Source organism: Massilia sp. BHUDP2 (genome assembly GCF_046236355.1).
Classification (GTDB): domain Bacteria; phylum Pseudomonadota; class Gammaproteobacteria; order Burkholderiales; family Burkholderiaceae_D; genus Telluria; species Telluria varians.
The window spans coordinates 341,057-367,781 of record NZ_JBJUVW010000001.1 but is presented as its reverse complement, the minus strand read 5'-3'; the positions used below and the strand labels follow the sequence as shown (position 1 = coordinate 367,781).

Here is a 26,725-nt window from a genome sequence, read left to right as displayed (position 1 = left end):
TCCGCAGGTCAATCGTGCGCGCAAGACCCTCTTGTAGAATTAACAAAACGACCACATGTCGGTCGAACGAGAGGGAGAACCGATGCCGGACCTGCTGCCCATCCTGACCAGCCTTGCGTGGCCGATCGCGCTCGCCATCGCCTGGCTGGCCGGCGAATTCGGCCAGCGCTTCACGGGCCTGCCCCGCATCAGCTTCTATGGCCTGGTCGGCTTCGCGCTGGGCAGCACCCAGATCGGGGTGCTCCCGGCGCCCGACGCCGGCCCGGTGGCGCTGTTGGCCGACATCGCCTTCGGCCTGATCCTGTTCGAGCTGGGCTACCGCATCAACCTGCGCTGGCTGCGCCACAATCCCTGGATCGGGGTGGCCGGGCTGGCGGAAAGCCTGCTCACTTTCGTACTGGTCTACCTGGTGGCGCTGGCCTTCGGCAGCTCCCAGCTGGTGGCGCTGATGATGGCCGCCCTCTCGATGGGCACCTCGCCCGCCACCATCGTCCGCGTCATCAACGAATACCGCAGCTCGGGCCAGGTCACCGAGCGCGTGCTGCACCTGACGGCGCTGAACTGCGTGCTGGCGGTGTTCGCCTTCAATGCCATCATCGGCTTCTGGATCTTCCACACTTTTGACGCGGTGGGCGAGGCCCTGTGGCAAAGCCTCGTCACACTGGCCGGGTCGGCCCTGGTCGGCGCGGTGTTCGGCGTCGCCGTCCCCGCCCTGCTGCGCGTCCTGCACAACCCGCGCCACGATGCCACGGCCGCCTTCGCGCTCGCCATCGTGCTGCTGGTAGCGATCTGCGATGCCGGTTCGCTCTCGCCCTACATCGCGGCGCTCACGTTCGGCCTGACGGCGCGCCATCGCCGCATCGCCTTCAGCCAGGCGCAGCGCAATTTCGGCGCGCTGGGCGAAGTGCTGACCGTGCTGCTGTTCATCTACGCCGCCTCCACGCTCGACTGGCGCCAGGTGGCAACCGGCGCGACGCTGGCGGTGATCGTGGTGGCGGTGCGCCAGCTGGCCAAGACCGTCGGGGTGACCGCGTTTGCCCACCTGTCCGGCGTGTCGTGGCGCAAAGGCGCGCTCACCAGCCTGGGGCTGGCGCCCTTGTCGGTGTTCGTGATCCTGCTGATCGAACATGCGCGCCATGCGGGCGTGCACGTCGTCGAGGAACTGCGCGCGATGGCCGCGGTGACGATGCTGCTCGAAGTGTTCGGTCCCGTCATCATCCAGCGCGCCCTGGTGTGGGCGCGCGAAGCTCCGGAGCGTCCCGATGCCGCTTGAAGCCTTCAATCCCTCGCAGCCGCTCACCTTCGGCGTCGAACTGGAACTGCAGCTGGTCAGCCTGTCGGACTTCAACCTGACCGCGGCGGCCCCCGACCTGCTGCACCTCCTGAAGCGCAAGCCCTTCCCCGGCAACGTGACGCCCGAGATCACCGAGAGCATGATCGAGATTAACTCGAGCGTGCACTCGTCCTACGGGCCGCTGCTGGAGGAATTGCGGGCCATCCGCGACACCCTGGTGGCGGCCGGCGACATGCTCAACATCGGCATCGCCGGCGGCGGCACCCATCCGTTCCAGCACTGGTCGGATCAGAAGATCTCGAGCAAGCCGCGCTACGAATACCTGTCGCAGCTGTACGGCTACCTGGCCAAGCAGTTCACCGTATTCGGCCAGCACGTGCACATCGGATGCGCCAACGGCGACGATGCCCTGTACCTGCTGCACGCGCTGAACCGCTACCTGCCGCACTTCATCGCCTTGTCGAGCTCCTCGCCCTTCGTGCAAGGGCACGACAGCGGCTTCGATTCGGCGCGGCTGAACTCGGTGTTCGCCTTCCCGATGAGCGGGCGTGCGCCTTTCGTCCTGAGTTGGCAGGAGTTCACCGACGTGTACTTCGCCAAGATGGAGCGCACCAACATCATCAAGAGCATGAAGGACTTCTACTGGGACCTGCGGCCCAAGCCCGAGTACGGCACCATCGAGCTGCGCGTGTGCGACACGCCGCTCACGGTGGAGCGCGCGGCGGCGCTGGCGGCCTACCTGCAGGCCCTGTGCCGGCACCTGCTGCAGCGGGTCGACGCGCCGCCGGTGGAGGACGACTACCTGGTCTACAACTACAACCGCTTCCAGGCCTGCCGCTTCGGGCTGGAGGGCGCGATCACGCATCCGAAGACCTATGCCAACGTGCCGATGCGCGAGGACATCCTGGCCACGCTGGACAACATGATGCCGCATGCCGAGGCGCTGGGCAGCGTCGAGGCGCTGCAGCACCTGGCGCAGGCGGCGCGCGAAGGCAGCGACGCGGCCCAGCTGCGCCAGGTCTTCGAACGCGAAGGCAGCGTCGAAGGCATGGTGAACGGGGCGATCCAGCGCTTCAGGGGCGAGCGCCGCATGCGCCTGGTCCGCTAGCCGTGCTTCAGCCGTGGACGGCGCGGGCGTCCGGCGGCGCCTCGCCGCGCTCGTGCAAGCCATAGTCGCGTGCTACCCGTGCCACCCGCAGCCGGTAGGCACGGAACAAGCCCGCGCGGCCGCGCGCCTGCGCCGCCCGGTGCGATTCGAGCTGGCGCCATTGCCCCACCGCTTCTTCATCGCGCCAGAACGACAGCGACAGGATCCGTCCCGGGCAGGACAGCGATTCGAAGCGCTCCACCGACACGAAGCCGTCGATGGCTTCCAGCTGCGCGCGCAGGCCCGCGGCGATGTCGAGGTATGCCTGCCTGTGCGCCGGGTCAGGCTCGACCTCGAAGATCACGGCGATCATGCTGCCCGCCGTCCCAGCGTGCCCTCGACGAGCTCGGTGAAACTGCGCTGTTCGCGCAGGATGAAGCGCTGTTCCTGCGCCAGCGCGAAGTTGTCGCGCGCCTCCGGGTCGAGTTTCAGGCGCGTCCGGTAGGCTTCATAGGCGGCCAGGCTGTCGAAAGCAACCAGCCCCCAGGCTTCGTCGTTGGTCCCTTCGTGCGGCAGGAAGTAGCCGAGCAGATGGCCGCCGCAGCGCGGAATGATGCGTCCCCAGTTTTCGGCATAGCGGCGAAAGGCTTCGCGCTGGAAAGGATCGATCTGGTAACGGATGAAACAGGTGATGGTCATGCCAGCTCCTCATGTTGTCGGAGCGGCCACTGTATGCCTTCCTGCTGGCGGATGCTTCGGCTAAGATCGAAGCATGACGGACGGACCGAACATCACCACTATTGCCGCGCTGATCGGCGATCACGCCCGCGCCCAGGCCCTGACCGTGCTCATGGCCGGCAAGGCCTTGAGCGCAACCGAGCTCGCCGATGCCGCCGGCGTCACGCGCCAGACCATCAGTGCCCACCTGGCGCAACTGGTCGATGCCGGACTGCTGGCCGTCGAGCCGCAAGGGCGCCACCGCTACTTCCGCATTGCCGATGCCGAGGTGGCGCAGATGCTGGAGGTGCTGATGGGCGTGGCGTCCGGCGCGGTGGGCACGCGCAGGCGCACCGGTCCGCGCGAGCCGGCGCTGCGCAAGGCGCGCGTGTGCTATGACCACCTGGCCGGAGAGCTCGGCGTGCTGATGTACGAGAGGCTCGCCCAACGCGGCGCATTCGAGGCTGGGCCGGGCGGCATCGGGCTGACGGCGCAGGGCACGCTGCTGGTGGCCGAGCTGGGCGTGGATGCCGGCGCGCCCGCGGGCAGCCGGCGGCCCTACTGCCGCACCTGCCTGGATTGGAGCGAGCGGCGCCACCATCTGGCGGGGGTGCTCGGGGCGGCCCTGCTCGACCGCTTCGAAGCGCTGGGGTGGGCCAAGCGGGTGCCGGAATCGCGCGTGCTGGCCTTCAGTGCGGCTGGAGAAGCCGCGCTGCGGGAGTGGCTGGCTTAGCCAGGCTCACTGCGCCACCGCCTTTGCTCCCCACGTCCCCTTCATGAACCTGGCCAGCAGGGGCTGCTTCACCGGCGGCGGCAGCTGCGCGTCCACCAATCCGGCCCAGCGCTCGGCCAGCTGTTCGCAGGTGGCGCGCAGCACCGGATCGGCGTCCGGCAGCCGCGACAGCGCGCACAGGTGGCGCTCGATCACCGACGCCAGCTTGACGCAGGGCTGCTCGCCGTCAGCGCGCGCGGTGTAGTGCGACATCAGGTGCAGCAGCGACGCCACCAGCAGCACGTCCTGGCTGCGCGCAGGGTCTGCGACAGGAATACTCATGCACACCTCCCAAGGAAACAATCGAATGAATGAGAATGATTCTCATTTATTATTGTCCGGCCGGGAGATGAAAGCAAGCGTTTATTGATTACAACCGGGTCTCGCGCGCCGCGCGCAGGAATTCGTCCAGCACCGGCGTGCAGTCGAGCAGCTCGACGCCGCCGGCGCGGTGGAATTCCGGGTGCCACTGCAGGCCCATGACGAAGTCGGCCCGCTCGTAGCGGATCGCCTCGACGATGCCGTCGGGCTCGGAATAGGCCTCGACGCGGATGTCGCGCCCCAGTTCCTTGACCGCCTGGTGGTGGATCGAATTGACGATCGGCCGTTCGACACCGTGGAACATCTTGCCGAGCGAGGAACCGGCCGGGAAGCGGATGGCATGGCGGTGCGCATCGTAGATGTCCTGCACGTGGGCCAGGGCATCGGGCACGTTGGTGAGCACGTCCTGGTAGAGCGTGCCGCCGAAGGCGACGTTGATCAGCTGGCAGCCGCGGCACACGCCCAGCACGGGTTTACCGGCATCGACGAATTCGTGCAGCAGCTCGAGCTCGTAGACGTCGCGTGCGCGGTCGCCGCTCCACTCGGGCCGGGTCGGCACCTCGGAATAAGTCTGCGGCGCCACGTCCGCCCCGCCCTGCAGCACCAGCCCGTCAAGGTGGCGCGCATAGTGGCGCAAGGTGATGTTGCTGGGGTGGAGCAAGCCGTTCGTGTTCACAGTGGGGATCATGAACACCAGCACGTCGCGCGACATCACCCACTGGGCGATCGATTCTTCGAGATATTGCAGGTTCTTGCTGAGCAGGCCCCGGGCGCCGGGTTCCGGATGGAAGATGCGCGCCGACACCCCGATGTGCAGGGTACGGTTCATGAAATCGCGGTTGAAACGCTCGCGCAGGGCGCGCCAGCGCGAGCCGATGACGCGCCCGGCCAGCGCCAGCGGCGTATCGCCGTCGCGTTGGTACTTGGCATGCCCGCGCATGGTCTGCCCCTGGGTCGCGCGCCGGTCGGGCACCCGCACCGGGGCTTCGGGACGCTTCTCGATCGGGGGACCGGGCACTTCCGGGGGTGGTTGGGGTTCGTCTTGCGCCATGACTAGCAATATAGCCGCGCCATGGCCGCGCACGATTTGAAGTTGTTACAAAAAGCTCATCGCGCCGCGCAGGCATGTTGCAAAACCGGCAGCTTGCGGGAAATCCCGTTTCGGTTGATACTGTATGCAATTACAGTAGTTTTTATTAAGGCTTGCTGATTGGTAGTGCCAGCAGCTTCTGGAAGGTAGCCAGCAGGTGGCGGTCGGCCACGGGTTTGTCGAGCAGTCCGCGCACGCCGGCATCGCGGGCGCGCAGGCTGTCGTACTTGAACGATTGCCCAACAAGAAACAGCACGGCGGTACGCCCTGCGCCTTCCTGCGATTTGATGGCGCTGCTCAGGCTGTACGGTTCGATGCCCGGAGCGCAGGTGTTGATCATGACCAGCGACACGGGCGTCTCGTCGCACAGGCGCACGGCGGCGCGGCTGCTGTCGGTCCATTCGACCGGCCGCGAGACGGTGGCGTTGCCGGGCGTGCTGCTCGAAGGGTTGGCAAGCGGATTGGCCACGACCCGCGCCACATGGTCGCGGAAGGCGCCGCCCTTGTCGATGATGAGGACGGCGCCGTCCGGCGGGCCGTGGCGCAAGCGCTGGTAATAATCTGGCGTCTCGGTGTCCGGCACCAGCCGCGGCCTTCGGCGCCGCTCGGGCAGGCAGCGTTCGCCGCGCGCGGCCAGGGCTGCCAGCGCCTGCACGCGGGTGTCGAGCAGTTCGGCCAGGGCCTCGTACAGGCTGGCGGGATCGATGGGACGCGGCAGGGTGCGGCGAATGCTGGCGCCATCGCCGCCGATCAGGAGGATGGGCTGGGGTGCGCCGGGCGGCAGGCAGGCCAGGCGCGCCAGGGCGGCCGGATTGGCGCCATCGGCGATGTACAGGTCGGGTTCTTGCAAACTGTCGTCGTGCAGGCAAAAATACGCCGGCCCCGCCAGCGGGGCTTGCGCCAGCAGCGTCTCGAGCTGGGCGCATTCAGGGGGCGCGAAACCGACCAGGCGGACGGTAAATGGATATCTGGCTGCGGGCATCGCTTTTCCAGCCTTTCCAATAACACTTCCGGTCACATCGTTTTAATCTAGCACAATAGTGTGGACTAACAAGCACGTTTGGCATCTCAAAAATGGCCAACTTTCCGCGTGACAAGAGATAGAATGCGCAAGCATTGAATTTACACATACCAGCATGGCTTCCAAGAAACCCGCATCTGACTACAGCGAATCATCCATCCGCGTCCTCAAAGGACTCGAGCCCGTGAAACAGCGTCCGGGCATGTACACCCGGACCGAAAACCCGCTGCACATCATCCAGGAAGTGATCGACAACGCCTCCGACGAGGCGTTGGGCGGACACTGCAAGAACATCGCCGTCACCCTGAACACGGACGGCTCGGTCACGGTCGAAGACGATGGCCGCGGCATCCCGGTTGGACTGCACCCGGAAGAAAACGTGCCGACGGTCGAGATCGTCTTCACCCGCCTGCACGCGGGCGGCAAGTTCGACAAGGGCTCGGGCGGCGCCTATGCCTTCTCGGGCGGCCTGCACGGCGTCGGCGTGTCGGTCACCAATGCGCTGTCCACGCGCCTGGAAATCACCGTCTGGCGCAAGGACGACGAGGGCAATGGCGTGCACGAGCTGGCCTTCGAGAACGGCGACCTGGTCGAGCCCCTGGCTTCGCGTCCTGCTGAACGCGGCGGCAAGAAGAACGGCACCCGCGTCACCGCCCGCCCCGACCCGAAGTACTTCGATTCGCCCAATATTCCCCTTGGCGACATGCAGCGCCTGCTGCGCTCGAAGGCCGTGCTGCTGCCGGGCGTGACCGTCACGCTCACCAATGCCAAGACCGGCGACGTCCAGACCTGGCGCTACGACGAAGGCCTGCGCGGCTACCTGACCGAGGCGCTGGCCCAGGCCTCCAACGGCCAGACCGTGATTCCGCTGTTCGAAGGTGCGCAGTACGCCGCGCTCGGTGACGAGGGCTTCGCCGAGGGCGAAGGTGCGGCCTGGGTGGTGGCCTGGACCGAGGAAGGCAGCGTGGTGCGCGAGTCCTACGTCAACCTGATCCCGACCGTGAGCGGCGGCACCCACGAGTCCGGCCTGCGCGACGGCCTGTTCGGCGCGGTGAAGAGCTTCGTGGAGATGCATTCGCTGCTGCCGAAAGGCGTCAAGCTGCTGCCGGAAGACGTGTTCGCACGCGTCTCCTTCGTGCTGTCGGCAAAAGTGCTGGACCCGCAGTTCCAGGGCCAGACCAAGGAACGCCTGAACTCGCGCGACGCGGTCAAGCTGGTTTCGACCTTCACCCGCCCGCCGCTCGAGTTGTGGCTGAACCAGCACGTCGAATACGGCAAGAAGCTGGCCGAACTCGTCATCAAGCAGGCGCAATCGCGCCTGCGTTCGCTGCAGAAGGTCGAGAAGAAGAAGTCCTCGGGCGTGGCCGTGTTGCCGGGCAAGCTGACCGATTGCGAATCGACCGACATCACCCGCAACGAGCTGTTCCTGGTCGAGGGCGACTCGGCGGGCGGCTCGGCCAAGATGGGCCGCGACAAGGAGTTCCAGGCCATCCTGCCGCTGCGCGGCAAGGTGCTGAACTCCTGGGAGACCGAGCGCGACCGCCTGTTCGCGAACAACGAGATCCACGACATCGCGGTGGCAATCGGCGTCGACCCGCACGGCGTCGACGACAATCCGGACCTGACCGGCCTGCGCTACGGGAAGATCTGCATCCTGTCCGATGCGGACGTGGACGGCTCGCACATCCAGGTGCTGCTGCTGACGCTGTTCTTCAGGCACTTCCCTGCCCTGTTCCGCAACGGCCACATCTGCGTGGCACGTCCTCCCTTGTATCGCGTCGACGTGCCGGCACGCGGCAAGAAGCCGCTGCAGAAGCTCTACGCGCTGGACGACGGCGAACTGCTGGCCATCGAGGACAAGCTGAAAAAAGAAGGACTGAAGGAAGGCGTGTGGAGCATCTCGCGCTTCAAGGGCCTGGGCGAGATGAATGCGGAACAGCTGTGGGAAACCACCATGAACCCGGACACCCGCCGCCTCTTGCCGGTCGCCTTCGGCCAGTACAGCCTGGCCGAGTCGGGCTCGCGCTTCAACATGCTGATGGGGAAAGGCGAAGCCGCCGCCCGTCGCGCCTGGCTGGAAGAACACGGCAACGAAACGGAAGCCGACATCTGACGTCGCGCCCGCCGAACAGAACGAATAGATCATGACGACGCAAGCAAGCCTCTTCGAACAACAAAACGCGCCTTCGGACGACACCGAGACGCTCACCCTATCCACCTTCGCCGAGCGCGCCTACCTCGACTACGCCGTCTCGGTGGTCAAGGGCCGCGCGCTGCCGGACGTCTCGGACGGCCAGAAGCCGGTCCAGCGCCGCATCCTGTACTCGATGCACGAACTGGGCCTGGGCCACACCGCCAAGCCGCGCAAATCGGCCACCGTGGTCGGCGACGTGCTCGGTAAACTGCACCCGCACGGCGACCAGTCGGTGTACGACGCGCTGGTGCGCATGGCCCAGGACTTCTCGCTGCGCTACCCGCTGATCGACGGCCAGGGCAACTTCGGCTCGCGCGACGGCGACGGCGCCGCGGCGATGCGCTATACCGAAGCGCGCCTGACGCCGGTGTCGCGCCTGCTGCTCGACGAACTCGACATGGGCACGGTGGACTTCCAGCCGAACTACGACGGCTCCACCACCGAGCCGCGCCAGCTGCCGGCGCGCCTGCCGATGGTGCTGCTCAACGGCGCCTCCGGCATCGCGGTCGGCATGGCCACCGAGATCCCCTCGCACAACCTGCGCGAGGTGGCGCAGGCCGCCGTGGCCCTGATTCGCAACCCGAAGATCACCCACGCCGAACTGATGACCTTGATCACCGGTCCGGACTTCCCGGGCGGCGGCCAGATCATCACCCCCGCCTCGAACATCGCCGACATGTACGCCAGCGGCCGCGGCTCGCTCAAGGTGCGCGCGCGCTGGAAGATCGAAGAACTGGCGCGCGGCCAGTGGCAGGCGGTGGTCACCGAACTGCCGCCGGGCTGCTCGGCCCAGCGCGTGCTGGAAGAAATCGAGGAACTCACCAACCCGAAGGTCAAGGCCGGCAAGAAGGCCCTGCTGCCGGAGCAGCTGGCGCTGAAGCAGACCATCCTCGGCGCGCTCGACACCGTGCGCGACGAATCGGGCCGCGAAGCGGCGGTGCGCATCGTGTTCGAGCCGAAGTCGAAGAACCAGGACCAGAACGAGTTCATGCTGATGCTGCTCGCGCATACCTCGCTCGAGACCTCCAGCCCGATGAACCTGGTGATGATCGGCGGCGACGGCCGTCCGCGCCAGAAAGGCCTGACCGACATCCTGCAGGAATGGATCGACTTCCGCTTCGTCACCGTGCGCCGCCGTACCGAATTCAGGCTGGGCAAGGTCAACGACCGCATCCACATCCTGGAGGGCCGCGAGACCGTCCTGCTGAACATCGACGAAGTCATCGCCATCATCCGTAATTCGGACGAGCCGAAGGCCGCGCTGATCGAGCGCTTCCGTCTGTCGGAGCGCCAGGCCGAGGACATCCTCGAGATCCGCCTGCGCCAGCTGGCGCGCCTGGAAGCGATCAAGATCCAGCAGGAGCTGGCCGAGCTGCGCAGCGAGAAGGAAAAGCTGGAAGACATCCTGAATAATCCGTCCAGCATGAAGCGCCTGATCATCCGCGAGATCGAGCAGGACGCCAAGCAGTACGGCGACGAGCGCCGCACCCTGATCGAGGAAGCCGAGCGCGCCGTGGCCGAGCAGAAGGTCATCGACGAGCCGGTGACGGTGATCGTGTCCGAGAAAGGCTGGGTGCGCGCGCGCACCGGCATCGGCCACGACCCGGCGCAGTTCACCTTCAAGGCCGGCGACTCGCTGCTCCAGGCCTTCGAGTGCCGCACGGTCGATTCCCTGATCGGTATCGGCAGCAACGGCAAGTCCTTCTCGGTGCCGGTAGCCGCCCTGCCGGGCGCGCGCGGCGACGGCGTGCCGATCACCACCCTGGTCGACCTGTCGGGCGGCGTGCGCATCCTGCACTACTTCGCGGGCAACCCGGAAACGCGCCTGCTGCTGGCCTCGTCGAACGGCTTCGGCTTCATCGCCAAGGCCGGCGACATGATCAGCCGGCTGAAGGGCGGCAAGTCCTTCATCACGCTCGACGAAGGGGCCGTGCCGCTGGCGCCGCGGATCGTGAGCGACACCGCCGGCGCGATCGCCTGCCTGTCCGAAAAGGGCCGCGTGCTGGTGTTCGGCATCGACGAGATGAAGGTGCTGACCAACGGCGGCCGCGGCGTGACGCTGATGGAACTGGAGCCGAAGGAAACCCTGCTGGCGGCGCAGCCGATCAACCAGAAGGGCGTGAACGTGATCGGCACCTGGGCCGGCTCGAAGCCGCGCACGGTGGAGCTGTTCGCATCGGGCCTCGAGCCGCACTTCGGCAAGCGCGCGCGCAAGGGCAAGCCGCTGTCGGCCAAGCTCAAGGCGCAGGATTTGGCGATGCGGGCGACCGAAACGAGCACCTGACCCGTAGGGTGGGCGGGTTTCCCGCCCACGCGGTGATAGATAGCGGTTAATTCGACGCGCAGGCAGATCTAGCGTAGTTTGACCGCGTGAGCGGAAATCCGCCCACCCTACAAAAGCAGAACGCCGGCTCGCAAGCCGGCGTTTTTACTTGGGGCGGCGCCGGCTTAATGCTTGGCAGCCGCCTTGTGCACGTCCGCGGTCGCTTCGGCACGGGCCTGCTCGGTCTTGGCCGCGGCAGTGGCCTTGTCGGCAGCCGCATCGACCTGGGTCTTGAGCAGCTTCTCGTCCGCCTTGATCATCTTCTTGTCGGCCTTCAGGTTGGCGTCGGCGATCTTTTCTTCGGCCTTGGCAACCGCCTTGGCACGGTCTTCCGGATCGGCCTTCGCCACCTTCTCGACGGCGTTGGCATGCGCCTTCACGGCGTCGGCGTGGGCTTCGGCTTTCTTCTCGTTGGCCTTGGCAACCGCCTTGTTCACTTTTTCGTCGGCCTTGGCCGCGGTCTTCACTTCCTTGGCTTCCGCCTTGACGATGTCCTTCTCGGCCTTGGCTTCGGCCTTCACGACGGCGCTGTTGGCGGCCGGGGTGGTGGCGGTCTGGGCGTGGGCGGCGGTGGCGAACAGGCCGGCGATGAGGGTGGCGATCAGTTTGTTCATGGTGATTCCTTTCCGGTGAGTGGTCGCGCGGTGCTGCTTGCGCAAATAATTGTTGTGACGACGAGTCCAGAATACGGACTCTCCACTCGCCGGGTCTGTTAGCCAGCCCACTTAGACCCTTGACATTTTGTAAGCAAAGTTTACGGTCGAGTTTTCCCCGCATACAGGTCGATGATGTCGGCAATCCCATCCTGGCACACCGGGCAGAAGGCTTCGCTGCGGTCGAACATCAGGCATTGCATTGCCGGCCGGTAGTAGCCGGTGGCTTCGTAATTCGCACCCTCGAAGGCGCCCACGTCGTGGCGATGGGGTTTGCCCGCGAACAGCGCGTTGGTCGCCTTCAGGTCCTCGATGAACAGCGCATTCATCTCGCTCTCCGGCCGGTTCGCCGCACGCAGCGCCGCGCGCTTCTTCTGGTAGGCGCGCGAGGCTTCCTCGTATTCAGCCTTGGGCCAGGGCGTCGGCAGCGGCGTGCCGGCCTTCACGTGGCGCTTCCACTTGATGTTGGCCGGATCGCGCAGCGCGGTGACGTTCGGTTCCCACGGTTCCATGCGCGTGCTGGCGGCCGCGTAGGCGACCGGCGAGGTGTAGTACTCGTCGGCCAGGCCGGCGAAGTGGTGGCCGAATTCGTGCACGAACAGATAGTTGGCCCAGCCGTTGCCGGCCGCCGCGGTGCTGAACTGGCCGAAGATGCCGCCGCCGCCATAGGTCTCGTTGTTGACCAGGATCTCGATGAACTCGTAGGGCGCGTGCTGGGCGATGTCGCGCAGCGCGCGGTTGTCCAGGGTGAGCACGTAGCGCTCGCTGCCGAAGATGTCGTAGCGGGTGCCCAGCTTTGATGCATGGTGCATGCCGGTGGACGGGCGGCTGATGCCGGATTCGCTGGTGGGCAGCGCCAGCGCCCAGACGTTGAAGTCCCTGGCGCGCTCCTTGAAGGGCGAGACCGAGAACAGGTACTGGGTCAGGCGCCGCGCGTCCGCCTCGAACTTCTTCATTTCCGCGGCAGTGTAGCCGTCACCCATGATCAGGAGGTCGACCTTGTCGGCGGACGGACCGCTCACGTGCACCGGAATCGGCTTCGCGCCCAGGTCCGGCTGCTTCTTCACGACCTCCTGGGCATCCGCATCCACCTCGACGCTCCAGGCCACCGAGAACCCGTTGCGCTCGTCGCGCTTGAGGATGCGTACGCGCACCGGGCGGTCCGGCTTGGGAAAGCGTACCGATTCCTGGAAGCTGCGGCTGATCTTGCTGGCTTCATCCGTCGTGCGCCACTCGCCGAAGACGGTCGAGAAGCCGCGCGAGTACAGCAGGTCGCCGGTCTTCGCGTCCACCACCTCGACCCGGTTCTGGCCGCGGTTGGTCTCGTCGACGTTGCGCGCCGTGTTGCCGGGCCAGGGCAGCGGTTCGATGACGACGCGTTCCAATGCATACTGGTCGGACAAGGCATTGCCGCTGTGCGTATAGTCGACGCGGACAGTGGCCGGCTGGGCTGCGCAGGCAAAGCCGGTGACCAGCGCCAGCGCGGCAGCGAAGAATCGGAGTGGCAGACGGAACATGGTGATCCCCATTCGGTGCGGAAGCTGCATTGTAAAACGGGCGCGGCACTGTCGGAAATGACAGTTGTACCCATCAGCCCCGCGAACTAGAATCGTGCGGATACATAGGAGACGACATGCACCTGTTCAAACGCAGCCTATTTACCGCGCTGGCCCTGGCTTCCCCACTAGCGCATGCGGCCCTGCCCGCCGCCTGCAAGCCGGGCCAAGCCATCCACGACAGCGGCTATGTGAAGATCGGCGGCATCGAGCAGTGGATCTCGATCGACGGCGCCGACTGCGCCAAGCCGGCGCTCCTGCTGGTGCATGGCGGTCCGGGCAATCCGATCTCGATTTACGAAAACGATCCGTACGCGTCCTGGACCAGGGATTACGTCGTCATCCACTGGGACCAGCGCGCCGCCGGCCTGACCTGGTCGCGCAACGCCCCTAGCGAAGACACGCCCCTGCGCCTGGAGCGAATGCGCGACGACGGCATCGAACTGTCGCGCCACCTGCTCGAACGCCTGGGCAAGCGCAAGCTGGTCCTGCTGGGCAGCTCCTGGGGCTCGATCCTGGGCGGACACATGGCGGCACGCAGTCCGGAACTGTACTGCGCCTGGGTGCCGGTGGCGCAGGTCGTCAACAGCACCGAGACCATGCGCGCCTCGCGCGAGATCATCCTGGAGCGCGCCCGCGCGGCCGGAGACCAGGCCACCGTCGAGAAGATCGAGGCGCTCGGCACGCCGCCCTGGACCAACCCGCGCAACTTCGGCATCCTGCGCCGTGCGATCCGCAAGTATGAGGCCATGGTATCCGATCCGATCCCCGCCGCCTGGATGGAGTGGAAGGCGGCGCGCAGCACGCCTCAGGCGCGTGCCGACTACACGGCGGGCGAGGACTATTCGTACATCCAGTTCATCGGCATGAAGGGCGACGGCATCATCTCGACTGTCGACATGGAGCGCCAGGCGGCCGGCTTCAGGCTGCCGGTCTACATGGTGCATGGCGAGCAGGACCTGCTGGCGCCCAAAGAAATCGCGCAACGCTACTTCGACCGGATCTCGGCGCCGCGCAAGCAGCTGGCGATCGTCCCGCGCGCCGGACACGATCCGAACCTTCCCCTGATCGATGCACAGGCGCGCATGCTGGCCAGCCAGCTGGGCGGCCGCTGCGAATGATCCGCTCTCACCGGGCGGCTTCTACCCGGCCGGCGCCGGCACCGCCGTCCGCCACGGTCTCGAGTTGCCGGTACTGGTACAGCGGCCGCTGCACCACGATCGGCCGGATGTCGAGCCGCATGTTGTAGACCGAGTACTGCTCGGTGAACGAGGACTGGTAGCCCACGCTGTCGCCCGTGCGGGTGAGCTTGAACTCGAAGCCGAGGTCGGGCTGGATGCCGTGCGGGCTGTCGAGCGAGAGGCCGATGGCTTCCGGCTGGTCGCTGTCGATCAGCTTGGCCATCAGGTCGACCACCGTGCTGTTGCCGAGGATGTCGGCCGAGAACAGCGGTTCGCGGTAATAGGGCCGGGCCGGGTCGATCCGGTTGTCCAGCTTGTCGGGCGCGGGCGTGAAGGTCTGGCTGAGCAGGTTGAAACGGTCGCCGTTGTCCAGGTAGCTCAGGCGCACGTTGCTGACGCTCAGCGGCCCTCCCTTCGGCCCGTCCTGCGGCGCCGCCTTCGACAGGTCGACCAGCAGCGCGCCGCGGTAGCCGATCACCTCGACGTCGCGGGCCGGGCCCACCACCATGGCGGTGTTCTCGTCGATGCCCAGGCCAAGCTTGTAGCCCTTCTTGAGCATGGCCGGCACCATGCGCGCGAACCGGCCGCGCACCAGCAGGTGCTGGTCGATGAAGACGTCGTCGCCGATGAAACCGAGGCCGGGCGCGATCTCCTTGTCCTCGTCGATGCCGAGCTTGAGCGTGGCCAGCACCGTCTTGGGACGGCCGAACATGGTGCTGCTCATGATGGCGGCTCCTGCGCTGGAGCCGGCGATCATGCCGCCGCGCCGGTACATGTCCCACAGGGCGTCGAGCATGCGGGTATTGCCGCCGTCCTCGCGGCGCAGCGCGCGCGTGATGCGGCCCTGGTCGCCGCCGGCGAAATAGGCGCCGCCGGCCGCGCGCACCGCGCTGGCCAGCGCCGGATCCTCGGCGGCCGCCTGGTAGTCGATGCCGGACAGGCGCACGGCCACCGGCACGAAGAAGGCCCTGGCGCCATAGTGGTTGAAGCGCTCGACCAGGAACTTGCCGGCTTTTTCGGGGCTGGCCGAGGCCGAGGCGAACACGGCGATGCGGGCGCCCTTGCCGCCCGCCAGTTGGACCATGCGTTCCCACACGGCGGCATTGTCGGCACGCAGTGCGCCGCCGATGATGACGAGCGAGCCTTTAGGCTCCTTCGGCTGCCCGGCGTCGGCCGCGGCAAGCGGCTGGTTTCCCAGCAAGGCAAACACCAGCAGAGCACGGACGACGGCGCGAAGCATGCGAATCCTCCCGGTTCAGACACATCGTAAGCCTGATTCCAGAAGGGAGTCGCCGTGTTGAGTATGCTCAGGACAAATATATGTTCGGAAAGTACCGCTCCATGATCGTCTCGGGACGCTGGGGCGCGGTAAAACCGAAGCGCTCGTACAGGCTGTGCGAATCGCTGGTGTGGAGCGTGAAGCGGCGCAGTTTCTGCAGGCTGGGGTGGCGCAGTACCGCCCCGATCAGCTGCTTGCCGTAACCGCGGCCGCGGTACTCGGGCACCACGAACACGTCCACCAGGTTGGCGAAGGTCGCGAAGTCGGTGATGACGCGTGCAAAAGCGATCTGGCGCCCGTCGAGATAGCCGCCGAAACACAGCGAATTCTCGATGGCACGCTCGACGGTCGGACGCGAAATGCCAACTGCCCAGGTGGATTGCTCGCTCAGGAAGCGGTAGATCATCGGGATGTCCAGCCGCGTCTGGTCGGTACTGACCTGGAAGCTCGAATCGTTGGTAATCATGGAAGCGTTGAATGTGGCTTAAAAACCAATTCTAGCGCCGTTCTCTTGATGCATAAGTTTCAATTGGACGGCGCTCCCCGGGCAGCTCAGCCGTTGCGCAGGTAGCGCTCAGGCAGCTGCAGCTTGGCGTCCTCGGCCTGCCAGATCAGGTTCAGCACGTACCAGCGCTTGCCGTCATGGATGAGCTGGATGCTGTTGATCCCGCGCATGAAGGGCTTGGCCTCATCCTTGGCGTGGCGCGCCTCGTAGGTGCTGAACACGTGGGCGATCTGACCGAAGGTCTCGGTGGTGCGCGCCTTTTCGGTCTCGAAGAAACCCATGGTGGCGAAGGCCTTGGTGTTGCGGGCGATGTAGTCCTCCGGGCTCATGGCGCGCAGGACGTAGCTGCCGTCCGGACGCGCGACCATGGCGCCCATGCGACCTTCCGGCGCGAACAGCGAGCGCATGCGATCCCAGTCGCGTGGGGCGCCGGCCGGGCCCGAGATCACGTCGTAGACGGCGGCGATGATGGCGTCGATCGAGGCGACGTCCGCCGCTTTTGCTGCCGGCATGCTTGCCGCCGCGGGCGCGGCTGGTGCGGCCACTGCGGTGGGCGTGGCCGGCGCAGCGGGTGCGGCCTGCTGCGCCAATGCTGCAGGTGCCGCAAACGCGAGTGCCAGGCCGAGTTGGGCCAAACGATGCATGTCTCCCCCTTATTAGAATAGTAAGCACATCATTGCGCATTTACCGGCGCTTGTCATCCACCTCGGGTGAGGGGCGGGCACAGGCTTTATAATCGTGGGATACCTAACAGGGATCCCACCATGACCGATCAATTCTCCAAGAAAGCCGAAGCCTGGTCCGCGCGCTTCACCGAACCCGTCTCCGACCTCGTCAAGCGCTACACCGCCTCCGTGTTCTTCGACAAGCGCCTGGCGCCCTTCGATATCCAGGGCTCGCTCGCCCACGCCGAGATGCTGGCCGCGCAAGGCATCATCAGTGAACAGGACCGTGCGGAGATCGAGCGCGGCATGGCCCAGATCAAGGGCGAGATCGATGCCGGCAGCTTCGAGTGGCTGCTCGACCTGGAAGACGTGCACCTGAACATCGAGAAGCGCCTGACCGAACTGGTGGGCGACGCCGGCAAGCGCCTGCACACCGGCCGCTCCCGGAACGACCAGGTCGCGACCGACATCCGCCTGTACGTGCGTGCGGCGATCGACGACATCCTCGGCCTGCTCGCCAGCCTGCGCGCCGCCCTGCTCGATCTGGCCGAACGCCATGCGGACACCATCATGCCGGGCTTCACCCATTTGCAGGTGGCCCAACCCATCACGTTTGGACACCACATGCTGGCCTACGTCGAGATGTTCGGCCGCGACGCCGAGCGCATGCAGGATGCGCGCCGCCGCGTGAACCGCCTGCCGCTGGGCGCGGCCGCGCTGGCCGGCACCACCTTCCCGATCGACCGCCTGCGCGTGGCCAAGACCCTGGGCTTCGAGGACGTGTGCCACAACTCGCTGGACGCCGTGTCGGACCGCGATTTCGCGATCGAATTCACGGCTGCAAGCTCCCTGATCATGATGCACGTGTCGCGCTTCTCGGAAGAGCTGGTCATGTGGATGAGCCCGCGCATCGGCTTTATCGACATCGCCGACCGCTTCTGCACCGGCTCGTCGATCATGCCGCAAAAGAAAAACCCGGACGTGCCGGAACTGGCGCGCGGCAAGACCGGCCGCGTCTACGGCCACCTGAACGGCCTCCTGACCCTGATGAAAGGCCAGCCGCTGGCCTACAACAAGGACAACCAGGAAGACAAGGAACCGCTGTTCGACACCATCGACACCGTCACCGACACCCTGCGCATCTTCGCCGACATGGCGGGCGGCATCACCGTGAAGGCCGAGAACATGCGCGCGGCGGCGCTGCAGGGCTACGCCACTGCGACCGACCTGGCCGACTACCTGGTCAAGAAGGGCCTGCCCTTCCGCGACGCCCACGAAGCGGTGGCGCACGCGGTGCGCGCCTGCGACATCGCCAAGTGCGATTTGTCGGAGATGTCGTTGGAGAAGCTGCGCGAGTTCTCGCCGCTGATCGAACAGGACGTGTTTGCCGTCTTGACCCTGGAAGGCTCGGTGGCGGCGCGTGACCACGTGGGCGGCACCGCGCCGAACCAGGTGCGGGCGGCCATCGCCCGCGTGCGCAAGCAGCTGGAAGAGTAACTCGTCGGGGTGGTCGGGGTGGCCGGCGACGCCGGCCACCCAATTACCCGCCGCGCTTGTCCCGGCCGCGCTGCTTCGCTTCCTTCATCAAGACCTTCCACTTCCCGCGCTCGGCAATGCGCTCCAGCGCCGTCTGCTCCGCCCGCCGCACCTCGCGCAACAGCTTGCGATAGTTCTGCAGGCGATCCGCATCCACCACGTCCCGCACCGCGCATCCCGGCTCGCTCGCATGGCGGCAGTCGCGGAACTGGCAGCCTTCCGCCAGCGCCGCGATGTCGTTGAAGGACAGCTCCAGCTCATCCTCGTCCGCGTCCGGCTGCCAGGCGCGCAGGCCGGGCGTATCGATGATGCAGGCCCCGCCCGGGCAGCGGTGCAGCGAGCGCGCCGTGGTGGTGTGGCGGCCGCGGTCGTCGCCGTGGCGGGTGCCGCCGGTGGCTTGCAGGCTGCCGCTCAGGGCATTGGTGAGCGTGGACTTGCCCACGCCTGAGGACCCGAGCAGCACCAGGGTCTGCCCTGCCCCCAGCCAGGGCGCCAGCACGCCGGTGTCAAGCTGCTCCGACGGAATCAGGTGCAGCAGCGGCACGTCATCGGGAATGCGCTGGCGCAGCTGCGCGATCCTGTGCGCGACCTCGCTGCCGATGTCCGGCTTGGTCAGGATCATGACCGGCGCCACGCCGCAGGCCCGCACCAGCGCGATATAGCGCTCCATGCGGCGCGGATTGAAGTCATTGTCCAGGCCCATCAGCAGCAGCGCCGTATCCACGTTGCTGGCCAGCACCTGGCTACCCGACGGGGTGCGCCGCGACAGCCGGGTGAAGGCGTCGAGCGTGTCGGCGATCCACCAGTCGCCCAGGCTGTGCGTGGCCAGTACCCAGTCGCCGACCACGGGCTGGCCACGCGCGTCGAAGCGCGCGTTGCGCGCGGGGAATGCCTCGCGCCCGTCGTCGAGCGTGAGCGCGTCGCGCTGGGCGGAAGTGACGCGGCCGAGGCGAGCTTGCGGCGATGCCGCCGCGAGTTGTGAGACGAAATGCTGCTTGAAGCCGATCCCGTGCAGGGTCGGGAAATCGATGTCGATCATGACGATGTGTTTTCCACTTAGTGGCGCAACAGGCGTGCGCGGGCAGCCGCACCAGTGGCGCGGCAAAGCAAGAAATGGAAGGTCGGGCGCGCTGGCGCGCTTAAGACATCGTCGAGATGGACGAAGCGCTCAGGCGGCCGACCGGAAGACGGTATCAGGCTGGTTCATGCGGCGTCTCCTCGGATCGGTGAATGGGATGGCCAGTCTGGCAGCACGCCGCCCCGGCGTCAAGGGAGGCGAAGCCTTCAGGTCTTTTGCGCTATGCTGGATGATCCGATTCCACAACGAGAATGCATCCGTGACCCCGACCAATCCATCCGTCCTGCCCTCGCGCGAATACGCCGCCTTCCTGTTTGACATGGACGGCACCATCCTGACCTCGATCAAGTCCGCCGAGCGGGTCTGGAGCGCATGGGCGCTCCGGCATGGACTGGATCCGGTGACTTTCGTGCCGACCGTGCACGGCAAGCGTACCGAAGACACCATCCGTAACCTCGGCCTGCCCGGTGTCGACCCGGTGGCGGAAGCGCTGGGCATTGCGCTGGCGGAAATCGAGGACGTCGGCGACATCGAGGAAATCGCCGGTGTGGGCCGCTTCCTGGCCAGCCTGCCGACGGACCGCTGGGCCATCGTCACCTCGGCCTCGCGCCCCCTGGCGACGGCGCGCATCGCGGCCGCCGGCCTGCCCCTGCCGCCGCTGCTGGTGTCTGCCGACGACGTCAAGCGCGGCAAGCCGCATCCCGATCCTTTCCTGCTGGGCGCCCAGAAACTGGGCGTGGCGCCGCAGGATTGCCTGGTGTTCGAAGACACGACGATCGGCCTGGCGGCCGCGGAAAGCGCAGGCATGGACAGTATCGTCGTGACCGCCACGCACACGCATCCGGTCGAGACGCGCTCGGCCCCGGTGGCCGATTACATGGACCTTGTTGCCGTGCGTACAGAAAGTGGGCTGCTGAAGGTGCAGCGCAAGATCGGACATTGACATGTGGCATTGACGACCGCTGCCAATAGGTCGATTGTGTAGCTAATTTTCAGCTCATCAATTACCTACAATGTCCAATGTCCTCTCCAAACAGGCTCTCGTTAGCTGGGCACTCATCCCGCCATTTATCGCATGGGTGCTATTTGCCAGCGACAGTGGCCAAGGCTACTTATTTGCAATTGGTGGAATGATTGCCAGTATGGTCGTGGCGGTGGCCGCGCTCATCATTGGCTTCATCACAAAAACCATTGGGTCTACCCTTCTGGGAACACTGGCAGGCTTCCTGCTCGTAGCAATAGGCATGTCCATCCTCTGAGATACTCATCGCATCTTCTTGTCTCTGCGCATATGGCACCCATCTAAAGGATATCCACGGCATTGAAGGAGTTTCCCATGCACCGCTATCGCAACACGAGCGGCGAATCCGGCGTGGTCGCCTACGACATCGATACCGACTCGATCACCATCCAGTTCACCGGCGGTGACCGCTATCTGTACACCGAGCGCAGCGCCGGCGCCGAGAATATTGCCAGAATGCAGGAACTGGCGCGCGAAGGGCGCGGATTGTCGACCTTCGTGAGCCAGCACATCCGCAGCCGCTACGCGCGCAAGCTGAACTGACCCTCAGCCGCGTGGCGGGTAGGGAGTCCCGTCCTTGTGCGAATAGGTGTCGGTGGCGCCATCGTAGTGCAGGTCGATGTCCGGATACGTCGCCTGGTCTTCCTTGACGCGCGAGCCGACGCACAGGAAGACCCCCTGCCCCCAGCTGCGGTTGACGAGATGGTGCCCGTTCGGCTTTCCTGCCGGGAAGGCCGCGCAGTCGCCTGCGCGCATCAGGGTCTCGCCTTCGTCGGTGACCAGCACCAGCTCGCCCGACACCACCATCACGAATTCGTCCTCATGCGAATGCCAGTGGCGCTGCGAGGATGCGGCGCCCGGCTGCAGTTCGACCAGATTGACGCCGAACTGGGTCAGGCCGCCGGCGTCGCCCAGGGCCTGCTTGGTGCGTCCGTCCACCAGCTCGGCGTAGGCTTCGGGGTAACCCGTACCTTTCAGTACGGGAATGCTGCTCAGGTCCAGTCTCGACATGCGATAGGTCTCCTTGGTTGGCGGCGGACAGCGCCCTCGCGTCCTAGCCGCGTTTCTGTACCAGCGTCAGGATATCGTAACTCGCCACGAGTTCGTCGTGTTGATTCGTCACCTGCACATCCCAGGCCACCACGCCCTGGCCTCGGCCCTGCTCGTCGGTACGGTTGCGGTCGACCTTGCGCTTGCAGGTCAGGCGCGCGCGGATGGTGTCGCCGATCGCCACCGGCGCCACGAAACGCAGGTTGTCCAGGCCGTAGTTGGCCAGCACCGGGCCCGGCGCCGGCGACACGAACAGGCCCGCCGCCGCCGACAGCACGAAGTAGCCGTGCGCGATGCGCTTGCCGAACTGGGTGTCCTTGGCCGCGATCTCGTCGAAGTGCATGTAGAAGTAGTCGCCCGAGACGCCGCCGAAGTTGACGATGTCGGCTTCGCTCACGGTGCGGCGGTGGGTCAGCAGCGAGTGGCCCACTTCCAGGTCTTCGAACCAGCGGCGGAAAGGGTGGATCTCGGTTTCCTTGACCGCGCCGCCGCGCACGTACTCGCCGGTGACGGCGCCCAGCATGGTCGGCGAACCCTGCACCGCGGCGCGCTGCAGGAAGTGTTTCACCGCCCGGATGCCGCCCAGCTCTTCGCCGCCGCCGGCGCGGCCCGGGCCGCCGTGCTTGAGTTGCGGCAGCGGCGAGCCGTGGCCGGTGGAATCGACCGCCGACTCGCGCTCGAGGATGTGCACGCGTCCGTGCGAGGCGGCGGCGACCGGCACCGCGTGGGCGGCGATGGCCGGGTCCTTGGTCACCAGCGTGGTCACCAGGCTGCCCTTGCCGCGCGCGGCGAGGTGCAGGGCTTCGTCGATGTCGCGGTAGGTCATCATCGTGCTGACCGGGCCGAATGCTTCGATGTCATGGACGGCGTCGTTATTCAATGCGTTACGGCACAGCAGCAGGGTCGGCGCGAAGAAGGCGCCGTTGGCACAGCCCTCGCCCACCGGGCTGAAACCGTCGCGGGCGCTGAACAACACTTCGTTGCCGCGCGCGAGCATCTCGACACGCTCCGAGACGTCGCGATGCTGGTCCATCGAGGCCAGCGCACCCATGCGCACGCCCTCGACCTTCGGGTTGCCGACCGTGATCTTCGCCAGGCGCTCGCGCAGGCGCGCGCCCACCGCATCGGCGTGCTGCTCGGGCACGATGACGCGCCGGATCGCCGTGCACTTCTGGCCGGCCTTGCCGGTCATCTCGCGCGCGACTTCCTTCACGAACAGGTCGAATTCCGGGTCGTCCGGCGTCACGTCCGGGGCCAGGATGGCGCAGTTCAGCGAGTCGGCTTCGGCGGTGAAGGTGACCGCTTCGCGGATCAGGTTCTGGTTGGCCTTCAGCTTGGCGGCGGTGTCGGCCGAACCGGTGAAGGTGACGGCGTCGAAGCCGCCCAGGCGGTCGAGCAGGTCGCCGGTCGAGCCGATGACCAGCTGCAGCGCGCCTTCCGGCAGCAGGCCGGAATCCATCATCATCTTGACGGTGGCGTGGGTCAGGTAGCTGGTGGCGGTGGCCGGCTTGACGATGCAGGGCATCGCGGCCAGGAAGCTCGGCGCGAATTTTTCCAGCATGCCCCAGATCGGAAAGTTGAAGGCATTGATGTGCACCGCCAGGCCGCCGCGTGGCACCAGGATGTGGGTGCCGGCGAAGCCGCCGCGCTTGCCGAGGGCGATGGCCGGGCCCTCGTGCAGCACGTTCGACGAAGGCAGCTCGCGCGAGCCCATGCTGGCGTAGGCGAACAGGGTGCCGATGCCGCCTTCGACGTCGACCCAGCTGTCCGGGCGGGTGGCGCCGGTCAGGTGCGAGATCTCGTACAGCTCTTCCTTGCGCTCCATCATGTAGAGGGCCAGGGCTTTCAGGACCTGGGCGCGCTTCTGGAAGTCCAGCCGCATCAGGGCGGGGATGCCGGTCTTGCGGCCGTAGGTGACGGCTTCGTCGAAGTCGATTTTCTCGGCGTGGGTGTGAAAGATCAGTTCGTTGTTCAGCGCGCTGTGCAGCGGGGTATGCGCCTCGGCACCGTGCCAGCGGCCGGCGATCAGGCTTTGCAGGGTTGCGATGTTGCCCATGTTGTTATCTCCAGTCAGGTATCTCTTCAGGAATCAGGTACTTCACACCAACGCAGCTCTTATCAACGTCATTCCCGCGAAGGCGGGAATCCAAGTTCACTCCGCAGCCACCAGCTCAAGCTAACGCTGCTCAGACAAAATTGGGTTCCCGCCTACGCGGGAACGACCGTGCAGAAGGTGCTGGTGCAATCAAACTCTCGGTTTATGTCTGCCATCGGGATCGAACTCGATGCCCTTGCGATCCGGCTCGGGTTCAAGCAAGGCCTCGACTTCGCGCATCGTCTGCAGCGAGCGAACGTTCAGTTCGTGGTACTGGCGCGTCCCGAAGCTCTTCCACTTCACGTCTTCGTCAGTGAGCTCGCGCATGACTTTCGCAGGCGTGCCCATCACCATGCTGCGCGGCGGGATGATCATCCCGGCCTTCACGAAGCTCATCGCGGCCACGATCGATTCCTCGCCCACGACCGCCTTGTCCATCACCACCGCATTCATGCCTACCATCGCATTGCGCTTGATGCGGCAGCCGTGCAGTACCGCGCCGTGGCCGATGTGGCCGTCCACTTCAACGACCGTGTCCTCGCCCGGGAAGCCGTGCATCACGCAGGTGTCCTGCAGGTTGGCGCCCTCTTCCAGGATCAGGCGGCCGAAGTCGCCGCGCAGCGAGGCCAGTGGGCCAATGTAGCAGCGCGGGCCGACGATCACGTCGCCGATCAGCACCGCACTCGGGTGCACGTAAGCGCTGGGATGCACCACCGGCCGCACGCCGTCGATCTCGTACACCTTGACCATGCTTTACACCCGCTCGACGATGATCGCGATGCCCTGGCCCACGCCGATGCACATGGTGCACAGGGCGTAGCGGCCCTTGATGCGGTGCAGCTGGTTGACGGCGGTGGTCACCAGGCGCGCGCCGGAGGCGCCCAGCGGGTGGCCGAGGGCGATGGCGCCGCCGTTCGGGTTCACGTGGGCAGCGTCGTCGGGCAGGCCGAGGTCGCGCATGACGGCCAGGCCTTGTGCCGCGAAGGCTTCGTTCAGCTCGATCACGTCCATCTGGTCGAGGCGCAGGCCGGTCTGTGCCAGCAGTTTCTTCACGGCCGGCGACGGACCGAAGCCCATGATGCGCGGCGCCAGGCCGGCGGTGGCCATGCCGACCACGCGCGCGCGCGGGGTCAGGCCGTTGCGTGCGGCGGTTGTTTCGGCAGCCAGCAGCAGAGCGCAGGCGCCGTCGTTCAGGCTCGACGCGTTGCCGGCGCTGACGGTCCCGTCGGGCAGCACCACGCCCTTCAGTTTCGCCAGTGCTTCCATGCTGGTCTCGCGCGGCTGCTCGTCGGTGTCGAATACGCGCGACTCGCCTTTCTTTCCATGGATCGTGACCGGGACGATCTCGTCCTTGAAGAAACCCTCGGCATGGGCACGCGCCCAGCGCTGCTGGCTGCGCAATGCGAACGCATCCTGATCCAGACGGTTGATGTTGAATTCCACCGCCACGTTCTCGGCGGTCTCCGGCATCGAGTCGATGCCGTACTTGGCTTTCATCAGCGGATTGACGAAGCGCCAGCCGAGGGTGGTGTCCTCGATCTTGGCGGCGCGCGAGAAGGCGCTGTCGGCCTTGGCCATGACGAAGGGCGCGCGGGTCATGCTCTCGACGCCGCCGGCAATGATCAGGTTGGCCTCGCCGGCCTTGATCGCACGCGCGGCGCTGCCGATGGTGTCCATGCCGGAACCGCACAGGCGGTTGATGGTGTTGGCCGGCACCGATGGAGGCAGGCCGGCGAGCAGCGCGGCCATGCGGCCGACGTTGCGGTTGTCTTCGCCGGCCTGGTTGGCACAGCCGTAGAACAGGTCGTCCACCGCGCCCCAGTCCACGTCCTTGTTGCGATGGATGAGCGCGGCGATGGGCAGCGCGCCCAGGTCGTCGGCGCGCACGCTCGAGAGCGCGCCGCCGTAGCGGCCGAAGGGGGTGCGGATGGCGTCGCAGATGAATGCGTCAGTCATGGTGTCTCCTCGATATTCAGTTTTTTGGACGCTTGTCGACGACGCGTCGGGCCTTGCCGGTCAGCGTGCGTTCGATCCCGCCGGGCGGCATCAAGCGCACGCGCGTGCTCACGCCCACATGGGTCTTGATGCAGTGCTGGAGTTCGCGGCACAGCGCATCCACGTCGCCTGCTGCGAGCGAAGCGTCGCGCAGTTCGCCCAGCACTTCCAGCGTGTCGAGGTGGCCGTCGCGTGCGACCACCAGCTGGTACTGCGGCGCCAGCGCCGGCATCTTCAGGATGATTTCTTCGATCTGGCTCGGGAACACGTTCACGCCGCGGATGATCAGCATGTCGTCCGAGCGCCCCGTGATGCGTCCCATGCGGCGCATCGAACGCGAGGTGGGCGGCAACAGGCGGGTCAGGTCGCGCGTGCGGTAGCGGATGATCGGCAGCGCTTCCTTGCTCAGCGACGTGAACACCAGCTCGCCCTCCGCGCCGTCAGGCAGCACGTCGCCGGTCTCGGGGTCGATGATCTCGGGGTAGAAATGGTCTTCCCAGATGGTCGGGCCGTCCTTGCTCTCGATGCACTCGCTCGCCACGCCCGGGCCCATCACCTCCGACAAGCCATAGATGTCGACCGCGTCGATGCCGGCACGGGCCTCGATCTCGCGGCGCATGGCGTCGGTCCAGGGTTCGGCCCCGAAGATGCCGACCTTCAGCGAGGAGCTTGAAGGGTCGATCCCCTGGCGCGTGAATTCCTCGACGATGTTCAGCATGTACGAGGGCGTGACCATGATGATCGAGGGCTTGAAATCCTGGATCAGCTGCACCTGCTTCTCGGTCTGGCCGCCGGACATCGGGATCACCGTGCAGCCGAGCTTTTCGGCGCCGTAGTGCGCGCCCAGGCCGCCGGTGAACAGGCCGTAGCCGTAGGAGATGTGCACCATGTCGCCGGCACGGCCGCCGGCCGCGCGGATCGAGCGCGCCACCACGCCGGCCCAGGTGTCGATGTCGCGCTGGGTGTAGCCGACCACGGTCGCCTTGCCGGTGGTGCCGCTGGATGCGTGGATGCGCACCACCTGCTCGCGCGGCACCGCGAACAGGCCGAAGGGATAGTTGTCGCGCAGGGTTTTCTTGTCCGTAAACGGGAACTTGGCCAGGTCGGACAGCGACTTCAGGTCTTCCGGGTGCACGCCGGCGGCGTCGAAGGCGGCTCGGTAGTGCGGCACGTTCTCGTAGGCGTGGCGCAGCGACCACTTCAGGCGCTCCAGCTGCAGGGCCTGCAGTTCGTCGCGGCTCGCGCGTTCGATCGGTTCCAGCTCGCTCGGCGCCGGATTACGTTGGACCATC

Annotated in this window: 26 protein-coding genes; 10 read left to right on the top strand and 16 right to left on the bottom strand. The window is 66.3% G+C overall.

Annotated features, from left to right (window positions below):
* Positions 1 to 82 precede the first annotated feature (82 nt).
* Positions 83 to 1,273 (top strand): cation:proton antiporter, encoded by a 1,191-nt coding sequence (locus tag ACK6C6_RS01625; RefSeq protein WP_209587391.1) that lies wholly within the window; start codon positions 83 to 85, stop codon positions 1,271 to 1,273.
* Positions 1,263 to 2,402 (top strand): YbdK family carboxylate-amine ligase, encoded by a 1,140-nt coding sequence (locus tag ACK6C6_RS01620; RefSeq protein ID WP_409265552.1) that lies wholly within the window; start codon positions 1,263 to 1,265, stop codon positions 2,400 to 2,402. The genes ACK6C6_RS01625 and ACK6C6_RS01620 overlap by 11 nt, the downstream gene beginning before the upstream one ends.
* A gap of 7 nt (positions 2,403 to 2,409) precedes the next feature.
* On the opposite strand, the gene ACK6C6_RS01615 is transcribed toward ACK6C6_RS01620, so the two are convergent.
* Positions 2,410 to 2,754 carry an antibiotic biosynthesis monooxygenase family protein gene (locus ACK6C6_RS01615; RefSeq protein WP_409265551.1) on the bottom strand — a complete coding sequence of 115 codons (345 nt, stop codon included), beginning with the start codon at positions 2,752 to 2,754 and terminating at the stop codon, positions 2,410 to 2,412.
* Positions 2,751 to 3,080: an NIPSNAP family protein gene (locus ACK6C6_RS01610; RefSeq protein WP_209587388.1), complete on the bottom strand. Its 330-nt coding sequence runs from the start codon at positions 3,078 to 3,080 to the stop codon at positions 2,751 to 2,753. The genes ACK6C6_RS01615 and ACK6C6_RS01610 overlap by 4 nt, the downstream gene beginning before the upstream one ends.
* Positions 3,081 to 3,153: 73 nt before the next feature.
* On the opposite strand from ACK6C6_RS01610, the gene ACK6C6_RS01605 reads away from it, so the two are divergent.
* Complete coding sequence (locus tag ACK6C6_RS01605; RefSeq protein ID WP_209587387.1) at positions 3,154 to 3,831, top strand: helix-turn-helix domain-containing protein; 678 nt, start codon at positions 3,154 to 3,156, stop codon at positions 3,829 to 3,831.
* A 6-nt stretch (positions 3,832 to 3,837) separates the two neighbouring features.
* Here ACK6C6_RS01605 and ACK6C6_RS01600 read toward each other — a convergent pair whose 3' ends face one another.
* From ACK6C6_RS01600 to ACK6C6_RS01590, 3 genes are all read right to left on the bottom strand, one after another.
* Positions 3,838 to 4,152, bottom strand: a complete 315-nt coding sequence (locus ACK6C6_RS01600; protein WP_409265550.1) for a hypothetical protein — start codon at positions 4,150 to 4,152, stop codon at positions 3,838 to 3,840.
* An 88-nt stretch (positions 4,153 to 4,240) separates the two neighbouring features.
* Positions 4,241 to 5,242: a type 1 glutamine amidotransferase gene (locus ACK6C6_RS01595; RefSeq protein WP_209587385.1), complete on the bottom strand. Its 1,002-nt coding sequence runs from the start codon at positions 5,240 to 5,242 to the stop codon at positions 4,241 to 4,243.
* 145 nt (positions 5,243 to 5,387) lie between these two features.
* Positions 5,388 to 6,263, bottom strand: coding sequence for a two-component system response regulator (locus ACK6C6_RS01590; RefSeq protein WP_409265549.1), 876 nt, complete (start codon positions 6,261 to 6,263; stop codon positions 5,388 to 5,390).
* Positions 6,264 to 6,417: 154 nt separating this feature from the next.
* Between ACK6C6_RS01590 and ACK6C6_RS01585 the strand changes: the two genes are divergently transcribed.
* Positions 6,418 to 8,415 carry a DNA topoisomerase IV subunit B gene (locus tag ACK6C6_RS01585; RefSeq protein WP_209587383.1) on the top strand — a complete coding sequence of 666 codons (1,998 nt, stop codon included), beginning with the start codon at positions 6,418 to 6,420 and terminating at the stop codon, positions 8,413 to 8,415.
* A gap of 31 nt (positions 8,416 to 8,446) precedes the next feature.
* A complete protein-coding gene (parC, locus tag ACK6C6_RS01580; protein ID WP_409265547.1) occupies positions 8,447 to 10,780 on the top strand; it encodes a DNA topoisomerase IV subunit A in 2,334 nt (777 codons plus the stop codon).
* Between the two features lie 164 nt (positions 10,781 to 10,944).
* Here parC and ACK6C6_RS01575 read toward each other — a convergent pair whose 3' ends face one another.
* Positions 10,945 to 11,433, bottom strand: a complete 489-nt coding sequence (locus ACK6C6_RS01575) for a hypothetical protein (RefSeq protein WP_209587381.1) — start codon at positions 11,431 to 11,433, stop codon at positions 10,945 to 10,947.
* Positions 11,434 to 11,573: 140 nt separating this feature from the next.
* Positions 11,574 to 12,989 (bottom strand): M64 family metallopeptidase, encoded by a 1,416-nt coding sequence (locus ACK6C6_RS01570; protein WP_409265546.1) that lies wholly within the window; start codon positions 12,987 to 12,989, stop codon positions 11,574 to 11,576.
* A 116-nt stretch (positions 12,990 to 13,105) separates the two neighbouring features.
* Here ACK6C6_RS01570 and ACK6C6_RS01565 point away from each other — a divergent pair, with 116 nt between their 5' ends.
* Positions 13,106 to 14,149 (top strand): alpha/beta fold hydrolase, encoded by a 1,044-nt coding sequence (locus ACK6C6_RS01565; RefSeq protein ID WP_409265545.1) that lies wholly within the window; start codon positions 13,106 to 13,108, stop codon positions 14,147 to 14,149.
* A gap of 7 nt (positions 14,150 to 14,156) precedes the next feature.
* Here the strand turns inward: ACK6C6_RS01565 and ACK6C6_RS01560 are convergent, their stop codons facing one another.
* The 3 genes from ACK6C6_RS01560 to ACK6C6_RS01550 form a co-directional block, all read right to left on the bottom strand.
* Positions 14,157 to 15,449 carry a cyanophycinase gene (locus tag ACK6C6_RS01560; protein WP_409265544.1) on the bottom strand — a complete coding sequence of 431 codons (1,293 nt, stop codon included), beginning with the start codon at positions 15,447 to 15,449 and terminating at the stop codon, positions 14,157 to 14,159.
* 67 nt (positions 15,450 to 15,516) lie between these two features.
* The gene (locus ACK6C6_RS01555) at positions 15,517 to 15,954 is read right to left on the bottom strand and encodes a GNAT family N-acetyltransferase (protein ID WP_209587377.1); all 438 of its coding nucleotides are present in this window, start codon (positions 15,952 to 15,954) and stop codon (positions 15,517 to 15,519) included.
* An 86-nt stretch (positions 15,955 to 16,040) separates the two neighbouring features.
* Complete coding sequence (locus ACK6C6_RS01550; RefSeq protein WP_409265542.1) at positions 16,041 to 16,637, bottom strand: hypothetical protein; 597 nt, start codon at positions 16,635 to 16,637, stop codon at positions 16,041 to 16,043.
* Between the two features lie 120 nt (positions 16,638 to 16,757).
* On the opposite strand from ACK6C6_RS01550, the gene argH reads away from it, so the two are divergent.
* Positions 16,758 to 18,155, top strand: a complete 1,398-nt coding sequence (gene argH, locus ACK6C6_RS01545; protein ID WP_409265541.1) for an argininosuccinate lyase — start codon at positions 16,758 to 16,760, stop codon at positions 18,153 to 18,155.
* A gap of 43 nt (positions 18,156 to 18,198) precedes the next feature.
* On the opposite strand, the gene rsgA is transcribed toward argH, so the two are convergent.
* Positions 18,199 to 19,233: a ribosome small subunit-dependent GTPase A gene (gene rsgA, locus ACK6C6_RS01540; RefSeq protein ID WP_409265540.1), complete on the bottom strand. Its 1,035-nt coding sequence runs from the start codon at positions 19,231 to 19,233 to the stop codon at positions 18,199 to 18,201.
* A 268-nt stretch (positions 19,234 to 19,501) separates the two neighbouring features.
* Here rsgA and ACK6C6_RS01535 point away from each other — a divergent pair, with 268 nt between their 5' ends.
* From ACK6C6_RS01535 to ACK6C6_RS01525, 3 genes are all read left to right on the top strand, one after another.
* A complete protein-coding gene (locus ACK6C6_RS01535) occupies positions 19,502 to 20,215 on the top strand; it encodes an HAD-IA family hydrolase (RefSeq protein WP_409265538.1) in 714 nt (237 codons plus the stop codon).
* A gap of 70 nt (positions 20,216 to 20,285) precedes the next feature.
* Positions 20,286 to 20,531 carry a hypothetical protein gene (locus ACK6C6_RS01530; protein ID WP_409265537.1) on the top strand — a complete coding sequence of 82 codons (246 nt, stop codon included), beginning with the start codon at positions 20,286 to 20,288 and terminating at the stop codon, positions 20,529 to 20,531.
* Positions 20,532 to 20,608: 77 nt separating this feature from the next.
* Positions 20,609 to 20,836, top strand: a complete 228-nt coding sequence (locus ACK6C6_RS01525; RefSeq protein ID WP_027865570.1) for a hypothetical protein — start codon at positions 20,609 to 20,611, stop codon at positions 20,834 to 20,836.
* 3 nt (positions 20,837 to 20,839) lie between these two features.
* Here ACK6C6_RS01525 and ACK6C6_RS01520 read toward each other — a convergent pair whose 3' ends face one another.
* The 5 genes from ACK6C6_RS01520 to paaK all read right to left on the bottom strand — a co-directional run bounded on the left by ACK6C6_RS01520 (position 20,840) and on the right by paaK (position 26,724).
* The gene (locus ACK6C6_RS01520; RefSeq protein WP_409265536.1) at positions 20,840 to 21,304 is read right to left on the bottom strand and encodes a cupin domain-containing protein; all 465 of its coding nucleotides are present in this window, start codon (positions 21,302 to 21,304) and stop codon (positions 20,840 to 20,842) included.
* Between the two features lie 43 nt (positions 21,305 to 21,347).
* Positions 21,348 to 23,399: a phenylacetic acid degradation bifunctional protein PaaZ gene (gene paaZ, locus ACK6C6_RS01515; protein WP_409265535.1), complete on the bottom strand. Its 2,052-nt coding sequence runs from the start codon at positions 23,397 to 23,399 to the stop codon at positions 21,348 to 21,350.
* Positions 23,400 to 23,588: 189 nt separating this feature from the next.
* On the bottom strand, positions 23,589 to 24,188 hold the full coding sequence (paaY, locus tag ACK6C6_RS01510; RefSeq protein ID WP_409265534.1) for a phenylacetic acid degradation protein PaaY: 600 nt from the start codon (positions 24,186 to 24,188) through the stop codon (positions 23,589 to 23,591).
* A 3-nt stretch (positions 24,189 to 24,191) separates the two neighbouring features.
* Positions 24,192 to 25,394 (bottom strand): 3-oxoadipyl-CoA thiolase, encoded by a 1,203-nt coding sequence (gene pcaF / locus ACK6C6_RS01505; protein ID WP_409265533.1) that lies wholly within the window; start codon positions 25,392 to 25,394, stop codon positions 24,192 to 24,194.
* A 16-nt stretch (positions 25,395 to 25,410) separates the two neighbouring features.
* Positions 25,411 to 26,724 carry a phenylacetate--CoA ligase PaaK gene (paaK, locus tag ACK6C6_RS01500; RefSeq protein WP_409265532.1) on the bottom strand — a complete coding sequence of 438 codons (1,314 nt, stop codon included), beginning with the start codon at positions 26,722 to 26,724 and terminating at the stop codon, positions 25,411 to 25,413.
* Position 26,725: the final 1 nt, after the last annotated feature.